At 64.6% G+C, this 17,357-nt stretch carries 13 protein-coding genes and 1 pseudogene; 4 read left to right on the forward strand and 10 right to left on the reverse strand.

Going from position 1 to position 17,357, the window contains the following annotated elements:
* The 4 genes from CWO91_RS30590 to CWO91_RS30605 form a co-directional block, all read right to left on the reverse strand.
* A partial coding sequence (locus CWO91_RS30590; protein ID WP_130218960.1) for a caspase family protein occupies positions 1–1,756 on the reverse strand: 1,756 nt, incomplete at its 3' end.
* Between the two features lie 223 nt (positions 1,757–1,979).
* Complete coding sequence (locus CWO91_RS30595; RefSeq protein WP_165405834.1) at positions 1,980–2,507, reverse strand: DUF2846 domain-containing protein; 528 nt, start codon at positions 2,505–2,507, stop codon at positions 1,980–1,982.
* Positions 2,508–2,607: 100 nt separating this feature from the next.
* On the reverse strand, positions 2,608–6,111 hold the full coding sequence (gene dnaE / locus CWO91_RS30600) for a DNA polymerase III subunit alpha (RefSeq protein WP_130218962.1): 3,504 nt from the start codon (positions 6,109–6,111) through the stop codon (positions 2,608–2,610).
* 439 nt (positions 6,112–6,550) lie between these two features.
* Positions 6,551–7,273 carry an outer membrane protein gene (locus CWO91_RS30605; protein WP_130218964.1) on the reverse strand — a complete coding sequence of 241 codons (723 nt, stop codon included), beginning with the start codon at positions 7,271–7,273 and terminating at the stop codon, positions 6,551–6,553.
* Positions 7,274–7,526: 253 nt separating this feature from the next.
* Between CWO91_RS30605 and CWO91_RS30610 the strand changes: the two genes are divergently transcribed.
* On the forward strand, positions 7,527–7,847 hold the full coding sequence (locus CWO91_RS30610) for a DUF3551 domain-containing protein (RefSeq protein WP_130218966.1): 321 nt from the start codon (positions 7,527–7,529) through the stop codon (positions 7,845–7,847).
* A gap of 1 nt (position 7,848) precedes the next feature.
* Positions 7,849–8,115: a DUF3551 domain-containing protein gene (locus CWO91_RS30615; RefSeq protein ID WP_130218968.1), complete on the forward strand. Its 267-nt coding sequence runs from the start codon at positions 7,849–7,851 to the stop codon at positions 8,113–8,115.
* Between the two features lie 100 nt (positions 8,116–8,215).
* On the opposite strand, the gene CWO91_RS30620 is transcribed toward CWO91_RS30615, so the two are convergent.
* Positions 8,216–9,088, reverse strand: coding sequence for a GNAT family N-acetyltransferase (locus tag CWO91_RS30620; RefSeq protein WP_245471434.1), 873 nt, complete (start codon positions 9,086–9,088; stop codon positions 8,216–8,218).
* Positions 9,089–9,231: 143 nt separating this feature from the next.
* Positions 9,232–10,608: an FAD-binding oxidoreductase gene (locus CWO91_RS30625; RefSeq protein WP_130218970.1), complete on the reverse strand. Its 1,377-nt coding sequence runs from the start codon at positions 10,606–10,608 to the stop codon at positions 9,232–9,234.
* Positions 10,609–10,715: 107 nt separating this feature from the next.
* Here CWO91_RS30625 and CWO91_RS30630 point away from each other — a divergent pair, with 107 nt between their 5' ends.
* Positions 10,716–11,624, forward strand: a complete 909-nt coding sequence (locus CWO91_RS30630) for a LysR substrate-binding domain-containing protein (protein ID WP_130218972.1) — start codon at positions 10,716–10,718, stop codon at positions 11,622–11,624.
* A 116-nt stretch (positions 11,625–11,740) separates the two neighbouring features.
* On the opposite strand, the gene CWO91_RS30635 is transcribed toward CWO91_RS30630, so the two are convergent.
* Entirely contained in the window at positions 11,741–12,514 is a 774-nt protein-coding gene (locus CWO91_RS30635; RefSeq protein WP_130218974.1) for a helix-turn-helix transcriptional regulator, read from the reverse strand.
* 111 nt (positions 12,515–12,625) lie between these two features.
* Between CWO91_RS30635 and CWO91_RS30640 the strand changes: the two genes are divergently transcribed.
* The gene (locus tag CWO91_RS30640; RefSeq protein ID WP_130218976.1) at positions 12,626–13,705 is read left to right on the forward strand and encodes an alcohol dehydrogenase catalytic domain-containing protein; all 1,080 of its coding nucleotides are present in this window, start codon (positions 12,626–12,628) and stop codon (positions 13,703–13,705) included.
* A 128-nt stretch (positions 13,706–13,833) separates the two neighbouring features.
* Here CWO91_RS30640 and CWO91_RS30645 read toward each other — a convergent pair.
* The 3 genes and pseudogenes from CWO91_RS30645 to proS form a co-directional block, all read right to left on the reverse strand.
* Positions 13,834–14,537: pseudogene (locus tag CWO91_RS30645) on the reverse strand (ABC transporter ATP-binding protein).
* Positions 14,538–14,544: 7 nt separating this feature from the next.
* A complete protein-coding gene (locus tag CWO91_RS30650) occupies positions 14,545–15,825 on the reverse strand; it encodes a lipoprotein-releasing ABC transporter permease subunit (protein WP_091885894.1) in 1,281 nt (426 codons plus the stop codon).
* A 73-nt stretch (positions 15,826–15,898) separates the two neighbouring features.
* Positions 15,899–17,218 carry a proline--tRNA ligase gene (proS, locus tag CWO91_RS30655; protein ID WP_130218978.1) on the reverse strand — a complete coding sequence of 440 codons (1,320 nt, stop codon included), beginning with the start codon at positions 17,216–17,218 and terminating at the stop codon, positions 15,899–15,901.
* Positions 17,219–17,357 lie beyond the last annotated feature (139 nt).

A 17,357-nucleotide genomic window follows, 5' to 3' on the forward strand; every position in this document is an offset into this window, starting at 1 on the left:
GTGGGCCGCCGTGAGCGCCGGGGACCGGCAGCGTGTTGGCCTGCGGCAGCCTGGTCGGTGGCGCAGCGGTTGGCGCAACAGTCGGAGCGACATTCGCCGGCGTCGCGGCAGGCGCTCCAGGTCTAGCCGTAGGTCTAGCCGTCGGCTGGATGGCCGCACTCGGCGGCATCGGCGCCTTGCCCTGCTGGATCAGGGCAGCGCGCTGGACGACGGCCTGTGGCACCGCTGGACCTGCCGGGTTGGCGCGTCCGGCAACGGCTGGCGCCAGATTGCCCAGCGCGGGCGCCGCGCCCGTCGGCGCGGGCGCCGGACGGTTGATCACGGTATTGATGACCGTGGTGTTGTGGATGTTCTGGTAGATGATGTTGTTCGGCGGCGGCGCGACATAGACCGGCGGCTGGACGAACGCCGGGATCGGCACGAACACCGGCTGCGGCAGCACGAACAGGCCGACCACCGGCAGCGGCGGCGGCAGCGCGACGAAATCCGGCGGCGGCGGCGGCAGATAGTAGACCGGCGGAGGCGGTGGCGGCGCGAAGCCGAAATCGGGGTCGCTGAAATACAGCACGGGGCGATCGACATAGACCACCTCCTCCGGCGGCGGTGGCGGCACGTCGTAGTCGATCATAGCAAAGCTCGGCGGCGGTTCCGCCGGCGCGGTGAGGATCGCAAGGCGCCGGCGCGCATCCGCCGCATGCGGCCCGCGCGGATAGCGGCGCAGATACGACCAGTACGCTTCGGGCGTGTCGGTCCGGTAGGTCCGCCGCCAGGTGATGGCTTCGCGGCGCGCCGCGACGATCGCCATCACGCGCTTTGCGAGCGGATCATTCGGATAGGCCGCGAGAAATTCCTCATAGGCCGGCAGCGTGTCGCGCTCGAGCGCGGCGGCATAAGCATCCTGCACGCCGAGATCGCGGATCGGCTTGTTGCGAATCGCGGCGACCTGGTCGGGCGCGGCCTCCGGCGGTGGCGCGTCCGGCCCACGCTCGAAGAACGAAAATGGGGCGGTGATCTTTTGCTCGTTCCAGGGCACCTGCGCGCCCTTGCTGGCCTCGTTGACGCGCAGGCGGACGCGATCGAACACCTCGGGCAGCGGCAGGCCGCCGGTGCGGATCATCTCGGCGAGCGACTGCGCATAGATGCCGTAGGGGCCCGGCTCCTCCGGCGCCACCGTGCCCGGCGCCGCATTGAAGGCAATCAGCATGTTCGCCTCGGGCTCGACCAGCGCAAGGCCACTCGCGATCGGCTGGCCACCTTCGATGAAGGGCTGCGCGCGGGCGGCATCGAGCACGACGATGTTGGCCTTGAGCGGAATGGCGGCGAGCTGGCGGACATAGTCGCTGACGCGCAAGGCCTCGGTCGGAATGTCGGTGTCGCGGGTGATGTTGGAATCGACCGGGATGAAATAATTCTCGCCGGCAAGCTGCACGCCATAGCCGGCGAGATAAATCATCGCGACGGTGCCGGGGCCGGAGGCCTGCGCCTTCTGGATGAAATCGCGAAAACTCTTGCGCAGCGTGTCGCCGTCGAGATCGCGCGCGCCGACGACGTCGAAGCCCGCCGCTTGCAGCGTTTGCGCAATCAGGCCGGCATCGTTCGCGGTGGTCGCCAGCGGCGATTTGGCATAGGCACCGTTGCCGACCACGAGCGCGATGCGCTTCTCCTGCTGCTGGGCGCGCACGGGTCCCGGCGCGCCGGCGGCAAGGGCCACGATCGGCAGGAGAAGGCAAATGAAGACTTTGAGCGTCCCACGCATGGCTTGCTTGCCCGCTATTGTTGTTGAGGTGCCACCACGCATGAGGCGCGCAGCCGGCTGAACGGCGGTTGAACGAAAAGCTCGGATTGAGGCGGCGGCATGGCCACGTCGCTGCTGCCGTCAGCTCCAGATCATCCTCAAGTCAGCTTCAAGTCAGCTTCGAAACGGCGCAAGGCTCCTTCAAGTCCCGACCCTGTGCGATCAGATCGTCGTGCAGCGCACCTCACTCCACAGCTTGCAGCTCGGCGAGCTTCGTCCGCGCGGTCGCCTCGTCCAGCGCAACGAGTTCGGCCGGCCCGGGATTGGCGTCTCCTGCCGTCGCCACGGAAACGACGGCAAGCCCGGCCAAGCCGCCTACGATCGCGCCGCCGGTCGCGGCATCGTGCCTGGGGCTGCTCTTGATGAGGTAGAAGTGCGTCCGGCCGGCTTCCATCACGATCTCGCGCTTGGTGTCGCCCGGAAACATCAGCTCCGTCACCAGCAATTCGTGGCGACCCGCCGGCCGATCGGCATAGGCGTATTTCCCAGCCACGACTTTGCCGAGCGGCGCACCATCGAGCTTCACCTCGCAGGCGCAGATCGCCATGCTGAGGCCATTCCTCTTGTCCTGGAGCACGACGACGCGCGAGTGCCCGGCGCGCGGAGGCCCGACCTTTTTCGACACAGAGGCAAAGTCGGTTCCAACCTGATCGCTGACACAGCCCGCCAGCATCGCACCAACGGCCAACAACAACGCGCCCCGCAGCAGCATCGCACACCCCAGCCCATTCCCCGGGGCGCATGCTAGCTGGAATCAGCGACAGGTTGCAACCACATCCCACGACCACTGCGTGGATCGCGCAGACCGGGTGTCAGAGCTGCTGCACGTCGACCACGCCCGCGACCGCCTTGATCGCGCCGGCGACCTGCGGCGAGACCTTGAAGCGGCCGGGCAGCTTCATCTCCACCTCGGTCTCGAGGTCGAGCATCATCACCAGCGAGACCTCGCCGTCGCCGTTGGAGCGCGGCGCGATGCCGGGACTGCCGATCTTCGGCGCGGCACCGTTCGCGGGCGCCATCTCGGGTCCGGCGAGACGCTTGGCGATCGATTCCAGCGGCTTGGTGTCGCGCAGGAAGATGCGCAAGCCCTTTTGCGTTTTGGCGGCGGCGTCATCCAGCGGCTCGGCATGCAGCACGCGGGCACGGACGTCCTCGCCCTGGAGCTCGGCGCCGAGCTGGAGCAGCACGGCGGCGCCCGGCTCCAGCACGTCGCGATATTGCGCGAGACCTTCGGAAAACAGCACCGCCTCGAAATGGCCCGTGGGATCGGACAGACCCATGATGCCCATCTTGTTGCCGGTCTTGGTGCGCCGCTCCATGCGCGAGACCACGGTGGCCGCGACCTTGCCGGCGGTGGCGCCGGTCTTCACCGCGCGCGAGAACTCGGCCCAGCTCTGCACCCGCAGGCGCTTCAGCACCGTGGCGTAATCGTCCAGCGGATGTCCCGACAGGAAGAAGCCGATCGCGTCATATTCGCGGCGCAGCCGCTCGGCCGGCAGCCACGGCTCGACCTGCGGCAGCATGATGCTGGGCGCATCCGCCGCGCCGCCGAACATGTCGTTCTGGCCGATCGTGGCGGCCTCGTGCGCGCGCTGGCAGGCGGCCAGAATCGAGTCCGCGCCGGCGAAGACGCGCGCCCGGTTCGGCTCCAGCGTGTCGAAGGCGCCGGCGGCGGCGAGGCTCTCGATGATGCGCTTGTTGATCGCGCGCGGATTGACCCGCGCGGCGAAGTCGGCGAGCGAGGTGAAGAGACCGTTCTTCGTGCGCTCCTCGATGATCTGGTCGATCGCCTGGATGCCGACGCCCTTCAGCGCGGCGAGCGCGTAGTAGATCGTCTTCTCGCCGACCTCGAAGGTCGCACCCGAGCGATTGATGTTCGGCGGCTCGACCTTGATGCCGAGGCGCTGCGCCTCGGAGCGAAATTCGGAAAGCTTGTCGGTGTTGTTGAGATCGAGCGTCATCGACGCCGCGATGAACTCCACCGGATAATGCGCCTTCATGTAGGCGGTGTGATAGGACACCAGCGCATAGGCGGCCGCGTGGCTCTTGTTGAAGCCGTAGTCGGCGAACTTCGCCAGCAGCTCGAAGATGGTCTCGGCCTGCCCTTTCGGCACGCCGTTCTTCACCGCGCCCGCGACGAAGATGTCGCGCTGCTTGTCCATCTCGGCGCGGATCTTCTTGCCCATGGCGCGGCGCAACAGGTCGGCGTCGCCGAGCGAATAGCCCGACATCACCTGCGCGATCTGCATCACCTGTTCCTGGTAGATGATGACGCCGAAGGTCTCTTTCAGGATCGGCTCCAGCACGGGGTGCAGATATTCCGGCTCCTCGTCGCCGTGCTTGCGCGCGCAATAGGTCGGGATATTCGCCATCGGACCCGGGCGATAGAGCGCCACCAGCGCGATGATGTCCTCGAAACGGTCGGGCCGCATGTCGATCAGCGCGCGCCGCATGCCCTGGCTTTCAACCTGGAACACACCGACCACGTCGCCGCGCGCCAGCATCTGGTAGCTCTCGGCATCGTCGATCGGCAGCGTCGCGAGATCGACGTGGATGTTGCGCGGCTTGAGCAGCTTGCAAGCAACGTCGAGCACGGTCAGCGTCTTCAGGCCGAGGAAGTCGAATTTGACGAGGCCCGCCGGCTCGACCCATTTCATGTTGAACTGGGTCACCGGCATGTCGGATTTCGGATCGCGGTAGAGCGGCACGAGTTCGCTCAAGGGGCGATCGCCGATCACGATGCCGGCCGCATGCGTCGAGGCGTGACGGGTGAGGCCTTCGAGGCGCTGGGCGATGTCGAAGGCGCGCGCCACCACCGGGTCTTCGTCGCGGAACGCCTGGAGCTTCGGCTCGCTCTCGATCGCAGCCGCCAGCGTCACCGGCGCAGCCGGATTCTGCGGCACCAGTTTTGTGAGTTTGTCGACCTGGCCGTAGGGCATCTGCAGCACGCGGCCGACGTCGCGCAGCACGCCGCGCGCCTGCAGCGTACCGAAGGTGATGATCTGCGCGACCTGGTCGCGGCCGTAGCGCTGCTGCACGTACTGGATCACCTCGCCGCGGCGATCCTGGCAGAAGTCGATGTCGAAGTCCGGCATCGAGACGCGCTCGGGATTGAGGAAGCGCTCGAACAGCAGGCCGAACTTGATCGGATCGAGGTCGGTGATGGTCAGCGCCCACGCGACCAACGAGCCTGCGCCGGAGCCGCGGCCCGGCCCGACCGGAATGCCTTGCGACTTCGCCCATTTGATGAAGTCCGACACGATCAGGAAGTAGCCCGCGTATTTCATGCGCATGATGACGTCGAGCTCGAAGGCAAGCCGTTTGGCGTATGTCTCCTCCGTCGTGCCCTGCGACAGGCCGTGGACGCGCAGGCGGTTGGCGAGCCCCTCCTCCGCCTGGCGCTTCAATTCGGCGGCCTCGACCGCGCCCGCATCCGAGCTCGATGCGGCGCCGACGGTGAAGAACGGCAGGATCGGCTTGCGCGTCATCGGTCGGAACGAGCAGCGCTCGGCGATCTCCACCGTCGAGGCCAGCGCCTCCGGAATGTCGGCGAACAGCACCGCCATCTCGGCACGGGTCTTGAAGCGGTGATCAGGCGTGAGCTGCTCGCGCTCGGTCTCGGCGATCAGTCGCCCGCCGGCGATGCACAACAGCGCGTCGTGCGCCTCGTAATCGTCGGTCGCGGCGAAATATGGCTCGTTGGTCGCGACCAGCGGCAGGCCTTTGGCATAGGCGATGTCGATCAGGCCGCTCTCGATGCGGCGTTCCTTGTCGGTGTTGTGGCGCTGCAATTCGATGTAGAGGCGGTCGCCGAACAGGCTGGCGAGACGTTCGCAGCGCAACGCCGCAATTTCGGCCTGACCGGTGGCAAGCGCCAGCGAGATCGGTCCGTCCGGACCGCCGGTGAGCGCGATCAGACCCTCGGTCTCGCCTTCGAGCCAGTCGAACTTGATGTGGGAGGCATGGGTGTCGGGCGTCTCCAGGAACGCCCGCGAGTTCAGCCGCATCAGGCTGCGATAGCCGCGCTCCTGCGCCGCCAGCAGCACCACGCGCGACGGCCCCAGCGCGTTGCGCGCATTCGGATCCTGGTCGCCGAAATCGATTGCCAGCTCGCAGCCGACGATCGGCTGGATGCCGGAACCCGCCATCTTGTCGGAGAATTCCAGCGCACCGAACATGTTGTCGGTGTCGGTCAGCGCCAAGGCCGGCTGGTGGTCCTTCTTGGCGAGCTCGGCAAGCTTGGCGATCTTGATCGAGCCCTTGAGCAGCGAATAGGCCGAGTGAACGTGAAGGTGGACAAATCCGGCGCTCGGCATGGTCGCGTAACGGCCTCTTGCAGGTGAGATGGAGCGGTCGTCAGCTCCTCAAGGCATTATGCACTCGCCCGGCCGACTCGCCTCCCGATGGTGGGGTGTGGCGCCGCGAGAGTCCACGCCGGAGCGGCCAATCCGCCGCGTCGTCCCGCTTTTCCCCAACCGCGCCTCCTCAGAGCTGCGGAATCACCTGGGCCCAGATCGCGATCATCCCGACGAACAGCGTGATCGACGCCAGTGCAGCCGCTTCTTCCACGAAAACCCTGAACATGTCTCGCTCCCTTGCTAGAACATATGAAGAACATTGTTCTCATTTCGTTCTCAGGAGTCAAGCCGTCTGAACCATTCCGCAAGGGCATGGTTAACTTGTTGAACTCGAACAATAAAAAAGCCCCGGCGCAAGGCCGGGGCTTTCGACGTCGCTCGAATTGAGCGATCAGTCTCAGTAGCGCGCGATAGGCATGCCGCCGAACTTGTAGTTCAGGCGGACGAGGCCCATGTCGACGTCCTGACGGATGCGCTCCGTGCCAGCGAAGCCGGCGAACGTCACGTCCTTGTCGGCCAGGAAGATGTGGTTGTACTCGACGCCAACCGACCAGTTCGGCGCGAAGCCGTACTCGAGGCCGGCGCCAACAGTTCCACCCCAGCGGGTGTCGCTGGTCGACGCGAGCAGCCCGCCGCCGAGGTCGGAGATCTCGTACTTGTCGCTGACCACAGCCGCACCGCCCTTGACGTAGAGCAGGACGTTGTTCCAGGCATAACCGACCTGGCCGGTGATCAGGCCGAACGCATCGATCTTGGTGCGGTTGCGGGTGGCGAACAGCGCGCTGACATTGTCGCCGGAGAAGTCGGCCCAGTTGCCCTGGCCTTCCACGCCGAACACGAACTGGCCGGACTGCCAGCGATAGCCGATCTGACCACCGACCGTGCCGCCGGTCGCATCGTGCGAACCTTCGCGGCCGACGCCAACGAAATCCCAGGTGGTGCGAGCCGAACCGCCGCCGCCGTTGATGCCGATGTAGAAGCCGCTCCAGTCGTACACGGCAGCAATCGCCGCGGGCGGAGCTTTGGTGTAGGGCCGCGCCGCGAGGTCAGCAGCCAGCGCCGGCGCAGCCGCGCTGAGCGCGATCAGGCTGACAGCGGCAAGCAACAAATTCTTCTTCATTTGATTCCCGTTCCAGTTTCTTCAGAAGGCCCCCGGGCCGTAGCGTCGTCATATCAGCGATCGACGGAATTGCTGTAACTTCGACGCAACAGTTAGGGCCAAAGGGCCGCGCTTCATTAATGAACGTTTAGCAGAGCGCGTGGGAAACCCTATGAAACAAGTGTTTTCTGTAGTTCCAATGTCGACAACACGACATAAACTGCACGCACGCGTAACAACGTCGCGCGCACATTCGCGTGATTGGAGAATCCAGATGCGGGCCCAAGTTAATCTCCCCATTGTCGCCACATTTTTTCTCGGGCTCGCCACATTTGCGCTCGCGCTCAGCGCAAGCACGCCGGCGCTCGCCTTCGGCAAGAATCATCCATTCTGCCTCACCGGCGATGAATGGCCGGGGCTGAGCAATTGCAGGTTCGATAGCTACGCGCAGTGTCAGGCGAGCGCATCTGGGCGCGCGCTGACCTGCATCGCCAATCCGTTCTTCGCAGGCCAGAGCGATGATCCCTACGCGTATCAAAATCGTCCGAGCGCGCAGACGCCAGGCTATTCATCAGGCTATTTCCTGTCGCGCTGAGATGCGCCGCGCGTGGCCTACGCTCATCGCAGCCGGCATGCTCCTTGCGAGCGCGCCTGCGCACGCGCAGACCTATGATCCGCGCTATCCGGTCTGCATGCAGATCTACGGTCCCGTCGGCTATTTCGACTGCCGCTATGGCTCGCTTGAGCTGTGCAGATATCTCGCCGTTGGGCGTTCGGCGAGCTGCGTCGTGAACCCGTATTTCCCATCAAGGAAACCGACGCCCCCTCGCCGATCGAGCCGTGCCGCCGCTGGCGGCGGATAATCCCAACGATCCTATGGCTCAACGTCTCTCAGCTCCGCCAGGGCGGTGTTGCGGATGCGCGTGCTACCCACGGCGCCGCGTTCAACGCACCTGGATCGAGCTACATGAAACCCGGATTGCGCGGGAGGTAGCTGCCCCAATCTCCGAACTGTCGGTTCGACATCAGCAGCATCGGAAACGTCAGACGCATCCCGTGGTCGGTCGCCGCCTTGAGCGCTGGCTCGCTCGCGCCCGGCACGAAGGCCGAAATAGTCGGAACATCGCTCTGCGCCGCGAACGATAACGCAGCAGCAAGCGCCGAGCCCATGAGGTCTGCCCGGCGGACGGCAAGCGGGCCAATGTGTCCATCCGAAATGTAGACATACCCGACGCACTCACTGCCGGCGTGGATGGTGAACCCGCTCGTCTGGCTGTCGCCCAGGAGATATCGATGATGCTTCTCCCTGGAAACACCGAGTGCACCGACATCAATGGGCGCCAGCTCATCCAACCCGGCCGTCTTGGCCGTGAGAGATTCAAGACGAAGCCGCGGCTCAGCCAACCGCGACGCCAGTCGGTCACGAGGCACGCTGACCATGTAGATCGGAAAGCGCGGGAACAGTCCGTGGCGGATGTAGAGTCCTTGAGACACGTTGTTGAACGTGAAGGTGATCAGCGCTCTGACGGATGCTCCGCGCTTCTCTGCGTGAGCAAACATCTTGCTGATGAGTTGATTGCCAATGCCGTCGCTCTGGCGATCTGGGGCCACGAACAGCTGCGCCAGAAACCAAAGCTCGCCACAAACCCAACTCCACGCGAAGCCGACGAGTTCTCCGTCGTCATCGGCGACCCATAAACCTTCGGGATCGTCCGTGAGCGAGAAGGCCTGAAAATTCTGCGGGCGGGAGGATGCCATCTTGCCAAAGCCCCGCCGTTCAGTAAGCTCATTGATGCTGGCGACCACGATCTCGTCGGCTCTCGCCAAGTCGTCCATGCGAGCCGGTCGGCACAAGACAGCCATTCTCGAATCCTCCCCGGGGATCAGCACGCCCGGCCAACCGTCGAACCGGGCCGGAGCGCAGCGCCTTCGACTGACATCCTGAACAGGATGAGAGCGACGAAATCCTCAGCCGGCAATCAGGCGAGCGGCCGGATGTTCTGGTTCATGCGGAAGAAGTTCGTCGGGTCGTATTTCGCCTTGATCCGCTGCAGGCGCCGGTAGTTCGGTCCATAGGCAGCAGCGACGGGATCGCCTGTCTCGTCATCATCGAGATAATTGACATAGCGGCCGGAGGCAAAGAAGGGCCGCATCCTTTCATATGTTTCGCGTGCCCAGGAGATGCTGCGGCTCGTATCGCTGGGCTGCGTCCACTGCGCGAGGATCAAGAAATTGTAGCCCTCATGCCGATGCGGAAATGCCGTATCCCCGGCACCGACGCGGGCCGCCGCACCGTGGATGTGTTCAAGAAGCAGCTGCCCCATGGGAGTCGAGCAGCGCGCGAAACATTCGATCATGGTCGCAATCGCACCATCACTCAGCTCCCTCAGGAAGTTCGATTTCCAATAGTTGAAGGCGCCTTTCGGATAGTTGGCGTCGAGCATGCGGTTGAGCTCGCAATAGGGCATCGGTCCCACTGCATCCAGGATCGGAGCCCCGAACTGTTTCAGCGGCAGCATCGCTCGTTCGGCCTCCGCCACCGGACCGCAGTGGCTGGTGACCAGGACCGCGACCTCCGTGCCGGACCCGTCGGGCGCATGGGTCAGGGATGCAAACAGCACGTGCTCGTCCGCGAGCGATCGCGTGCTGGTCCTGAAGAATTCGAGCACATCACGGGAGCGCTCGATGGGGTGGACGATCGGGCCGCCGGTCATGATTGGCCCGACGGTATGAAGATCATATTCGAGACTGGTGGCGATCCCAAAGTTTCCGCCGCCGCCTCGGACGGCCCAGAACAGATCGGGCTCCTCTTGCTTGCTGACCCGCAAAACCTTGCCGTCGGCCGTGACGAGTTCGACCGCCCGCAAATTATCCAGTGCGAGGCCGTATTTGCCCATCAGCCAGCCCAGTCCTCCGCCGAGCGTCAGCCCGGCGATCCCGGTGGTCGAGACCACGCCGCCGGTGACCGCAAGCCCGTGAAGTTGTGTTTCGCGATTAAGCTCGCCCCAAGTGACCCCGCCCTGCGCCCACACCGTCTTGCCGACAGGGTCGACCCGGACGCCCTTCATGGGCGAGAGGTCGATCATGATACCGCCGTCGATGGTCGCGCGACCTGCCACATTATGGCCGCCGCCGCGAACCGCGACCTCGAGGCCGAGCTTGGTCGCAAGAACGACGGCATCCACGACATCGGACACACTGCGGCACCTGGCAATCAATGCCGGCCGTTTGTCGACCAGCCCGTTGTGGACCTTTCGCGCCTCCTCGTATCCCTCGTCCCCCGGCTTGAGGAGTTGTCCTCCGAACGAGGCGTTGAGATCGGCGGCAGCGCTGGCGACAGATGCGATGGACGACATGACATGGTCTCCTCAGCTTGACCCGCCATATCCTTGATCGTGGGCTGTCTTGGAGCAAATCCGAAGAATTCAGGTGACGATGAACTGATTTCACCTAGACTGGCGGCATGTACAAGCTGCCGCCCCTGATCGAGCTGCGCGCTTTTGAAGCTGCCGCCCGCCATCTGAGCTTCAAGACAGCGGCGGCAGAACTCGGCGTCACGCCAACGGCGATCAGCCATCAGATCGGGTTGCTCGAGCAGTATTGTGGTCGCGCTCTGTTCCGCCGCAGACCACGGCCTCTCTCGCTGACCGATGCCGGAGCGCGGCTTTTTCCCGCCATTCGTGGCGGCCTTGAGGTGTTTGCCGCTGCCATTGCGGCCATCAGGCAGGAAGGCGACCAACAGCCTCTCCGGGTGACGACCACCAATGCTTTTGCCAGCCGCTGGCTCGTGCCCCGCCTGCCCCTGTGGCGGAAGCTGCATCCCGATGTACCACTGGACGTCATCGGCACTGACTCAGTGCTCGATCTGCAGGCCGGAGATGGCGATGTCGCCATTCGCTATGCGACTAGCCGGGCACGGCCGACAGACGGAATCGTCGATGATCTCTTCAGCGATACATTCTGGCCGATTTGCAGTCCGCGTTTGCTTGCAACGGAGCGCCTAAAGAGACCAGTTGACCTTGCAAACCACGTTCTGATCCACTCCTATTGGTCGCCGGCCGATCGTGAGCCGCCGACATGGCAGAGATGGCTCGCCGCCGCTCAGCGCAGATGGCGCGAAGTGCCCCAGTTCAAGGACATGCAGCACCTGAGTTTCCGGGAGGAACTGCACGCCATCGAGGCGGTGATCGCCGGGCAGGGAGTCGGGGTTTTCAGTGATGTGCTCGTGGCACACGACCTCGCAGCTGGTACGCTCGTGAAGGCGTTCAAGTTGAGCTTGCCTGGCTACGGCTTCCATGTGGTCAGTAAGCCGGGCCATCCGCGCGCGCGAACCATCCGGGCCTTCTCGGAATGGTTACGGTCAAGTCCTTGATCCGCTTCTCTGTGCCCTTCGAGATGTCACTAGGGTTACAGCTCTTCAGTCCAAATTGACCAGCAACGTCTCCGGCCAATCGACAGCAGACGCGCTGGCCTCGGTGTCTCTGTGTCCTACACCGGTGTATAAATCACGAGCTTCAGCGCGGGATCGTCGTTGGCCTGAAAACTCGTGTGCTCGAACCGGAGCACGCCCTTGGTCGGATGGTTCATGGTCTTCAGGCCCGAGGCGGTGCTGCGGATCTCGTGCGCCTCCCACCATTTGACGAATTCGGGGCTGCCCTGGCGCAGTCGCGTGAGCAGCTCGGTGAAGGCGGGATCGCCGGCCCAGACGTCGTGAGTGGCGCGAAACATCGCGACCATGCTCTTGGCGACATCGGTCCAGCCCGCGCCGTAGAATTTTCGCGTCTGCTTGTTCGTCAGCACCAGCAGCAGCGTATTGCGATCCTGCTCCGGCAGCTTTCCGAAGCCAAAGACCTCCTCGGCCGCCGCGTTCCAGGCCAGCACGTCCCAGCGCCGGCCGGTGATGTAGGCCGGCTGCTTCAGGCTCTCGATCATCCGCCGGATGGGCGGCGGCACGATCTCGGGCACGAAGGCGGCCCTCGCGCCGTCGCGCGCCAGCGCCTTCAGATGCGCATGCTCGGTCTTGCTGAGCCGCAGCGCGCGGGCCAGCGCGTCGACGGTGGTGACCGAGGGGCTGACGGTGCGGCCCTGTTCGAGGCGGATGTACCAGTCGACGCCGATACCGGCGAGCTGCGCGACCTCCTCACGCCGCAGCCCCGCGGTGCGCCGCCGGCGGCCCGCCGGAAGGCCCACGGATTTCGGCGACAGCTTTTCGCGGCGGGACCTGAGGAAATCGCCGAATTCGACGCGGCGTGGGTCGGCCATTGCTGTCGTTCCCGCGATGGAGGGTCATTGGAATACTAGGATAATACCAGGCCTTCTTGTCCCTTCCAAGGCGGCGCATATGCGCTTCACCCGACCTTGAGGTGGAACATCATGAAAGCTGCCCTGCTCAAATCCTTCGGTTCGCCGCTGGTGATCGAGAATGCTCCCGAACCGGTGCTCGGCACCGGCGAGGTCATCGTCGACGTCGTCGCCACGCGCGTGCTGTCCTACATGAACGAGGTCTTCGACGGGACGCGCAATTATGCGCTCGACCTGCCGATTATCCCGGGACCAGGCGGCATCGGGCGGGTGCGCGCGATCGGCCCGGACGCAACCAAACTGGCCATCGGCGACTGGGTGTTCTGCGATCCAACGGTGCGTTCGCGCGACGACGCCGTTGCACCCGATATCGCCCTGCAAGGGCTCACAGCCGCCGGCGCCGGCGGCATGCGCCTGCAAAAGCATTTTCGCCACGGCTCGTTTGCCGAGCAGATGCGCCTGCCGACCGAGAACGTCACACGGCTCGGCGCAATCACGCCGGAGGAAGCGACGCAATGGTGCGCGCTGGGCACGCTGCTGGTGCCCTATGGCGGCTTCCTCGCTGCGAACCTGCGACCAGGCGAGACCGTGCTGGTGAGCGGGGCCACCGGCAATTTCGGCAGCGCCGCCGTCGCGGTCGCGCTGGCAATGGGCGCGGCCTGCGTGGTCGCCCCCGGCCGCAACGAGACAATCCTGGCCGACCTCGTCCGCCGCTTCGGCGCGCGGGTGAAGCCGATCAAGCTCACCGGCGTTGAGGACGACGACCGCGAGAGCATGAAGCGCGCCGCATCAGGTCCGATCGACTGCGTGTTCGACATCATGCCGCCCTCGGTCAGCACGAATGTGGTGCGCGCGGCGATCATGACGGTGCGCGCTTACGGCCGTGTCGTGCTGATGGGCGGCGTCGGCATGGCGGGCGGCGCGGGGCTCGAGCTGCCCTACCCCTGGATCATGCGCAACTGCATCAGCATCCACGGCGTCTGGATGTACCCGCCGGACGCCGCCAGCCGCCTGATCGCGCTGGTGCGTGCCGGGCTGCTCAGGCTCGACGAGTACGAGGTGACGGCGTTCGATCTCGACCACGCCAACGAGGCGGTGGCACATGCCGCGGCCAATGGCGGGCCGTTCAAATTGACCGTGATCCGGCCGTAACGGCGAGCGCGCCGCTGCGATGCGCCGTCGCAGCGGATTTGCTGGATATATCAAACGGCTGGAATGCGTGACCCCGATCGTGGCCGGCAGTAGCCGGCTACTGTGCATGGGGTTGTTTTCGCATTTTTTTAATCGAGCTCGACGACCTGGCCGTTCGACAGCGAGACGCGCCGGTCCATGCGGCTGGCGAGTTCCATGTTGTGGGTGGCGATCAGCATCGAGACCTGGGTCGCCTTGACCAGCTGCATCAGGGCCTGAAAGACGTGGTCCGCGGTATGCGGATCGAGATTACCGGTCGGCTCGTCCGCAAACAGCACGCGTGGCGCATTGGCAACCGCTCGCGCGATCGCGACGCGCTGCTGCTCGCCGCCGGACAGCTCGGCCGGGCGATGGGTGATGCGGTCGCCGAGGCCGAGATAGCCCAGGATATCCTTGGCGCGTTTGACGCTCTCGGACTTCTTCAGGCCGCGGATCATCTGCGGCAGCATGACGTTCTCCAGCGCCGAGAACTCCGGCAGCAGCCGGTGCGACTGGTAGACGAAGCCGATATCGGTGCGGCGCAGCTGCGTGCGCTCGATGTCGGGCAGCTGCGAGGTCGCGCGCCCGAGACATAGACCTCCCCGGAATCCGGCGCCTCGAGCAGCCCCGCGATGTGCAGCAGCGTCGACTTGCCCGAGCCCGACGGCGCCACCAGCGCGACCGACTGCCCACGCCACAACGCCAGCTTGGCGCCGTCGAGGATCGTCAGCGGCACCTCGCCCTGCAAGTACTGCCGCTTTATCTCGTGGAGATAAATGACCGGCACATCTTCCGCCCCCTGCTGCTGCTCCATCAGCCCCTCACTCGTACCGGAGCGCTTCGACGGGATCGAGGCGCGCGGCGCGCCACGACGGGTACAGCGTCGCCAGGAACGACAGCGTCAGCGCCATGACGACGACCGCCGTGGTCTCGCCGATGTCGATCTCGGCGGGCAGCTTCGACAGGAAATAGAGTTCCGGCGAGAACAGCTCGGTGCTGGTGAGCCAGGACAGGAATTGCCTGATGGACTCGATGTTGAGACAGATCACGAGACCGACGAAGAAGCCGACCAGCGTGCCGACCACGCCGATCGAGGCGCCCGTGATCAGGAAGATGCGCATGATCGAGCCTTGCGATGCGCCCATGGTGCGCAGGATCGCGATGTCGCTGCCTTTGTCCTTCACCAGCATGATCAGGCCGGAGACGATGTTCAGCGCCGCGACCAGCACGATCATGGTCAGGATCAGGAACATTACATTGCGCTCGACCTGGAGCGCGTTGAAGAAGGTCGAATTGCGCTGCCGCCAGTCGACCAGGAACACCGGGCGGCCCGCGGCCTCCGTCACCGCCTTGCGGAAGGCGTCGATCTTGTCGGGATTGGTGGTGAACACCTCGATCGAGGTGACGTCGTTGCTGCGGTTGAAATAGGCCTGCGCCTCCGCCAGCGGCATGAACACGAAGCCGAGATCGTATTCGGACATGCCGATCTCGAACACGGCGACGATTTTGTACGGCTTGATGCGCGGCGTCGTACCCATCGGGGTGACCGCGCCCTTCGGCGCCACCAGTGTCACGCTGTCGCCGGCATGCAGCGACAGCTGGTCGGCGAGGCGGCGGCCGATCGCGACGCCCTGCCCCTCGTCAAAGCCTTCGAGCGAGCCCTGCTTGATGTTCTTGGCGATCGAGGTGAGGTTGTTGAGGTCGTCGGAGCGGATGCCGCGCACCAGGACGCCCGAAGCGTTCCATGGCGATGACGCCAGCGCCTGGCCATCCACCACGGGAGCAGCGAGCCGGATGCCCTCGACCTGGCTGAGGCGGTCGGCGACGTCCTTCCAGTCGGTCAGCGGCGATTCCAGCGGCTGGACCAGGATATGGCCGTTGAGACCTAATATCTTGTCGAGCAGCTCTTTGCGGAAGCCGTTCATGACGGCCATGACGATGATCAGCGTCGCCACGCCCAACATGATGCCGAGAAAGGAGAACCCGGCGATGACCGAGATGAATCCCTCCTTGCGGCGCGCCCGCAAATAGCGCCCCGACAGCATCCACTCGAATGGCGCAAAAGGCGCGGTCTGCACGGTTTCGGTCATGGTCTCATCCATCGCTCGATAATCCCATGATTCGGGGTCAATTGTGGCCGGATTGGCGGCCGCGATATCGCGCGATGAACAATATTCAGCCGACCAGCCTGGCGACCGCGTCCGCAGGCGACATGGTCTCGCGTGCGCCGTCGGCTCGCCGCTTGATCTCGACCTTGCCGTCGGCGAGCCCCTTCGGCCCGATCATGATCTGCCAGGGGATGCCGATCAGGTCGGCGGCGGCGAATTTGGCACCGGCGCGCTGGTCGGTATCGTCATAGAGCACATCGACGCCCTTGGCGGTGAGCTCCGCATAGAGCTTCTCGCAGGCCGCATCGACCGCGGCATCGCCCTGCTTGAGGTTGAGCACCACGGCGCGGAACGGGGCGACGGCTTCCGGCCATTTGATGCCGGCGTCGTCGTGACAGGCCTCGATGATGGCGCCAAGCAGGCGCGAGACGCCGACGCCGTAGGAGCCGCCATGGATCGGCACGTCGACACCGTCGGGGCCGGCCACCAGCGCATTCATCGGCTCAGAGTACTTCGTGCCGAAATAGAAGATCTGGCCGACCTCGATGCCGCGGGTGTTCACCCGCTTGTCCGCAGGCACCTCCTGCTCGAACCGCGCGGAATCGTGAACGTCCTCGGTCGCAGCGTACAGCGAGGTCCACTGCTTGATGATCGGCGTCAGGTCGCCCTCATAATTGACGTCCTCGCCCGGCACAGGCAGGTCCAGCACGTCGCGATTGATGAAGACGCCGGATTCGCCGGTCTCTGCCAGCACGATGAACTCGTGGCTGAGATCGCCGCCGATCGGGCCGGTCTCGGCGCGCATCGGGATCGCCTTCAGCCCCATCCGCGCGAAGGTGCGCAAATAGGCGACGAACATCTTGTTGTAAGCGACCCGCGCCGCCGCCTCGTTGAGGTCGAAGGAGTAAGCGTCCTTCATCAGGAACTCGCGGCCGCGCATCACGCCGAACCGCGGACGCTGTTCGTCGCGGAATTTCCATTGAATATGATAGAGATTGAGCGGCAGGTTCTTGTAGGACTTCACATAGGCGCGGAAAATCTCGGTGATCATTTCCTCGTTGGTCGGTCCGTACAGGAGCTCGCGCTTGTGGCGGTCGGCGATGCGCAGCATCTCCGGGCCATAGGCATCGTAGCGGCCGCTCTCGCGCCAGAGATCGGCGAGCTGCAAGGTCGGCATCAATACCTCGATCGCGCCGGAGCGGTCCTGCTCCTCGCGCACGATCTGCTCGATCTTCTTGAGCACGCGGAAGCCGAGCGGCAGCCAGGCATAGATGCCGGCTGCCTCCTGCCGCATCATGCCGGCGCGCAGCATCAGCCGATGCGAGACGATCTCCGCTTCTTTCGGATTTTCCTTCAGGATGGGCAGAAAGAATCGCGACAATCGCATGGCAACACTCTAGGAATCAGTGACGGCTTGCAGTGAAACCGGATTGGGAGCGAAAACACAAGACCGGGAATGAGGAAAAGCCGCTAACGCGGCGGAATTCCTGTCATTTTTCCGTCGACTTCAGGTTTCACTTGAGGAG

Origin of the sequence: Bradyrhizobium genosp. SA-3, from assembly GCF_004212635.1 — a bacterium.
GTDB lineage: Bacteria > Pseudomonadota > Alphaproteobacteria > Rhizobiales > Xanthobacteraceae > Bradyrhizobium.

Bases quoted from the DNA above. Each gene is read 5' to 3' on its own strand.
- CWO91_RS30595 (WP_165405834.1), bottom strand. From the start codon at position 2,507: ATGCTGCTGCGGGGCGCGTTGTTGTTGGCCGTTGGTGCGATGCTGGCG.
- dnaE (WP_130218962.1), bottom strand. From the start codon at position 6,111: ATGCCGAGCGCCGGATTTGTCCACCTTCACGTTCACTCGGCCTATTCG.
- CWO91_RS30605 (WP_130218964.1), bottom strand. From the start codon at position 7,273: ATGAAGAAGAATTTGTTGCTTGCCGCTGTCAGCCTGATCGCGCTCAGC.
- CWO91_RS30610 (WP_130218966.1), top strand. From the start codon at position 7,527: ATGCGGGCCCAAGTTAATCTCCCCATTGTCGCCACATTTTTTCTCGGG.
- CWO91_RS30615 (WP_130218968.1), top strand. From the start codon at position 7,849: ATGCGCCGCGCGTGGCCTACGCTCATCGCAGCCGGCATGCTCCTTGCG.
- CWO91_RS30620 (WP_245471434.1), bottom strand. From the start codon at position 9,088: ATGGACGACTTGGCGAGAGCCGACGAGATCGTGGTCGCCAGCATCAAT.
- CWO91_RS30625 (WP_130218970.1), bottom strand. From the start codon at position 10,608: ATGTCGTCCATCGCATCTGTCGCCAGCGCTGCCGCCGATCTCAACGCC.
- CWO91_RS30630 (WP_130218972.1), top strand. From the start codon at position 10,716: ATGTACAAGCTGCCGCCCCTGATCGAGCTGCGCGCTTTTGAAGCTGCC.
- CWO91_RS30635 (WP_130218974.1), bottom strand. From the start codon at position 12,514: ATGGCCGACCCACGCCGCGTCGAATTCGGCGATTTCCTCAGGTCCCGC.
- CWO91_RS30640 (WP_130218976.1), top strand. From the start codon at position 12,626: ATGAAAGCTGCCCTGCTCAAATCCTTCGGTTCGCCGCTGGTGATCGAG.
- CWO91_RS30650 (WP_091885894.1), bottom strand. From the start codon at position 15,825: ATGGATGAGACCATGACCGAAACCGTGCAGACCGCGCCTTTTGCGCCA.
- proS (WP_130218978.1), bottom strand. From the start codon at position 17,218: ATGCGATTGTCGCGATTCTTTCTGCCCATCCTGAAGGAAAATCCGAAA.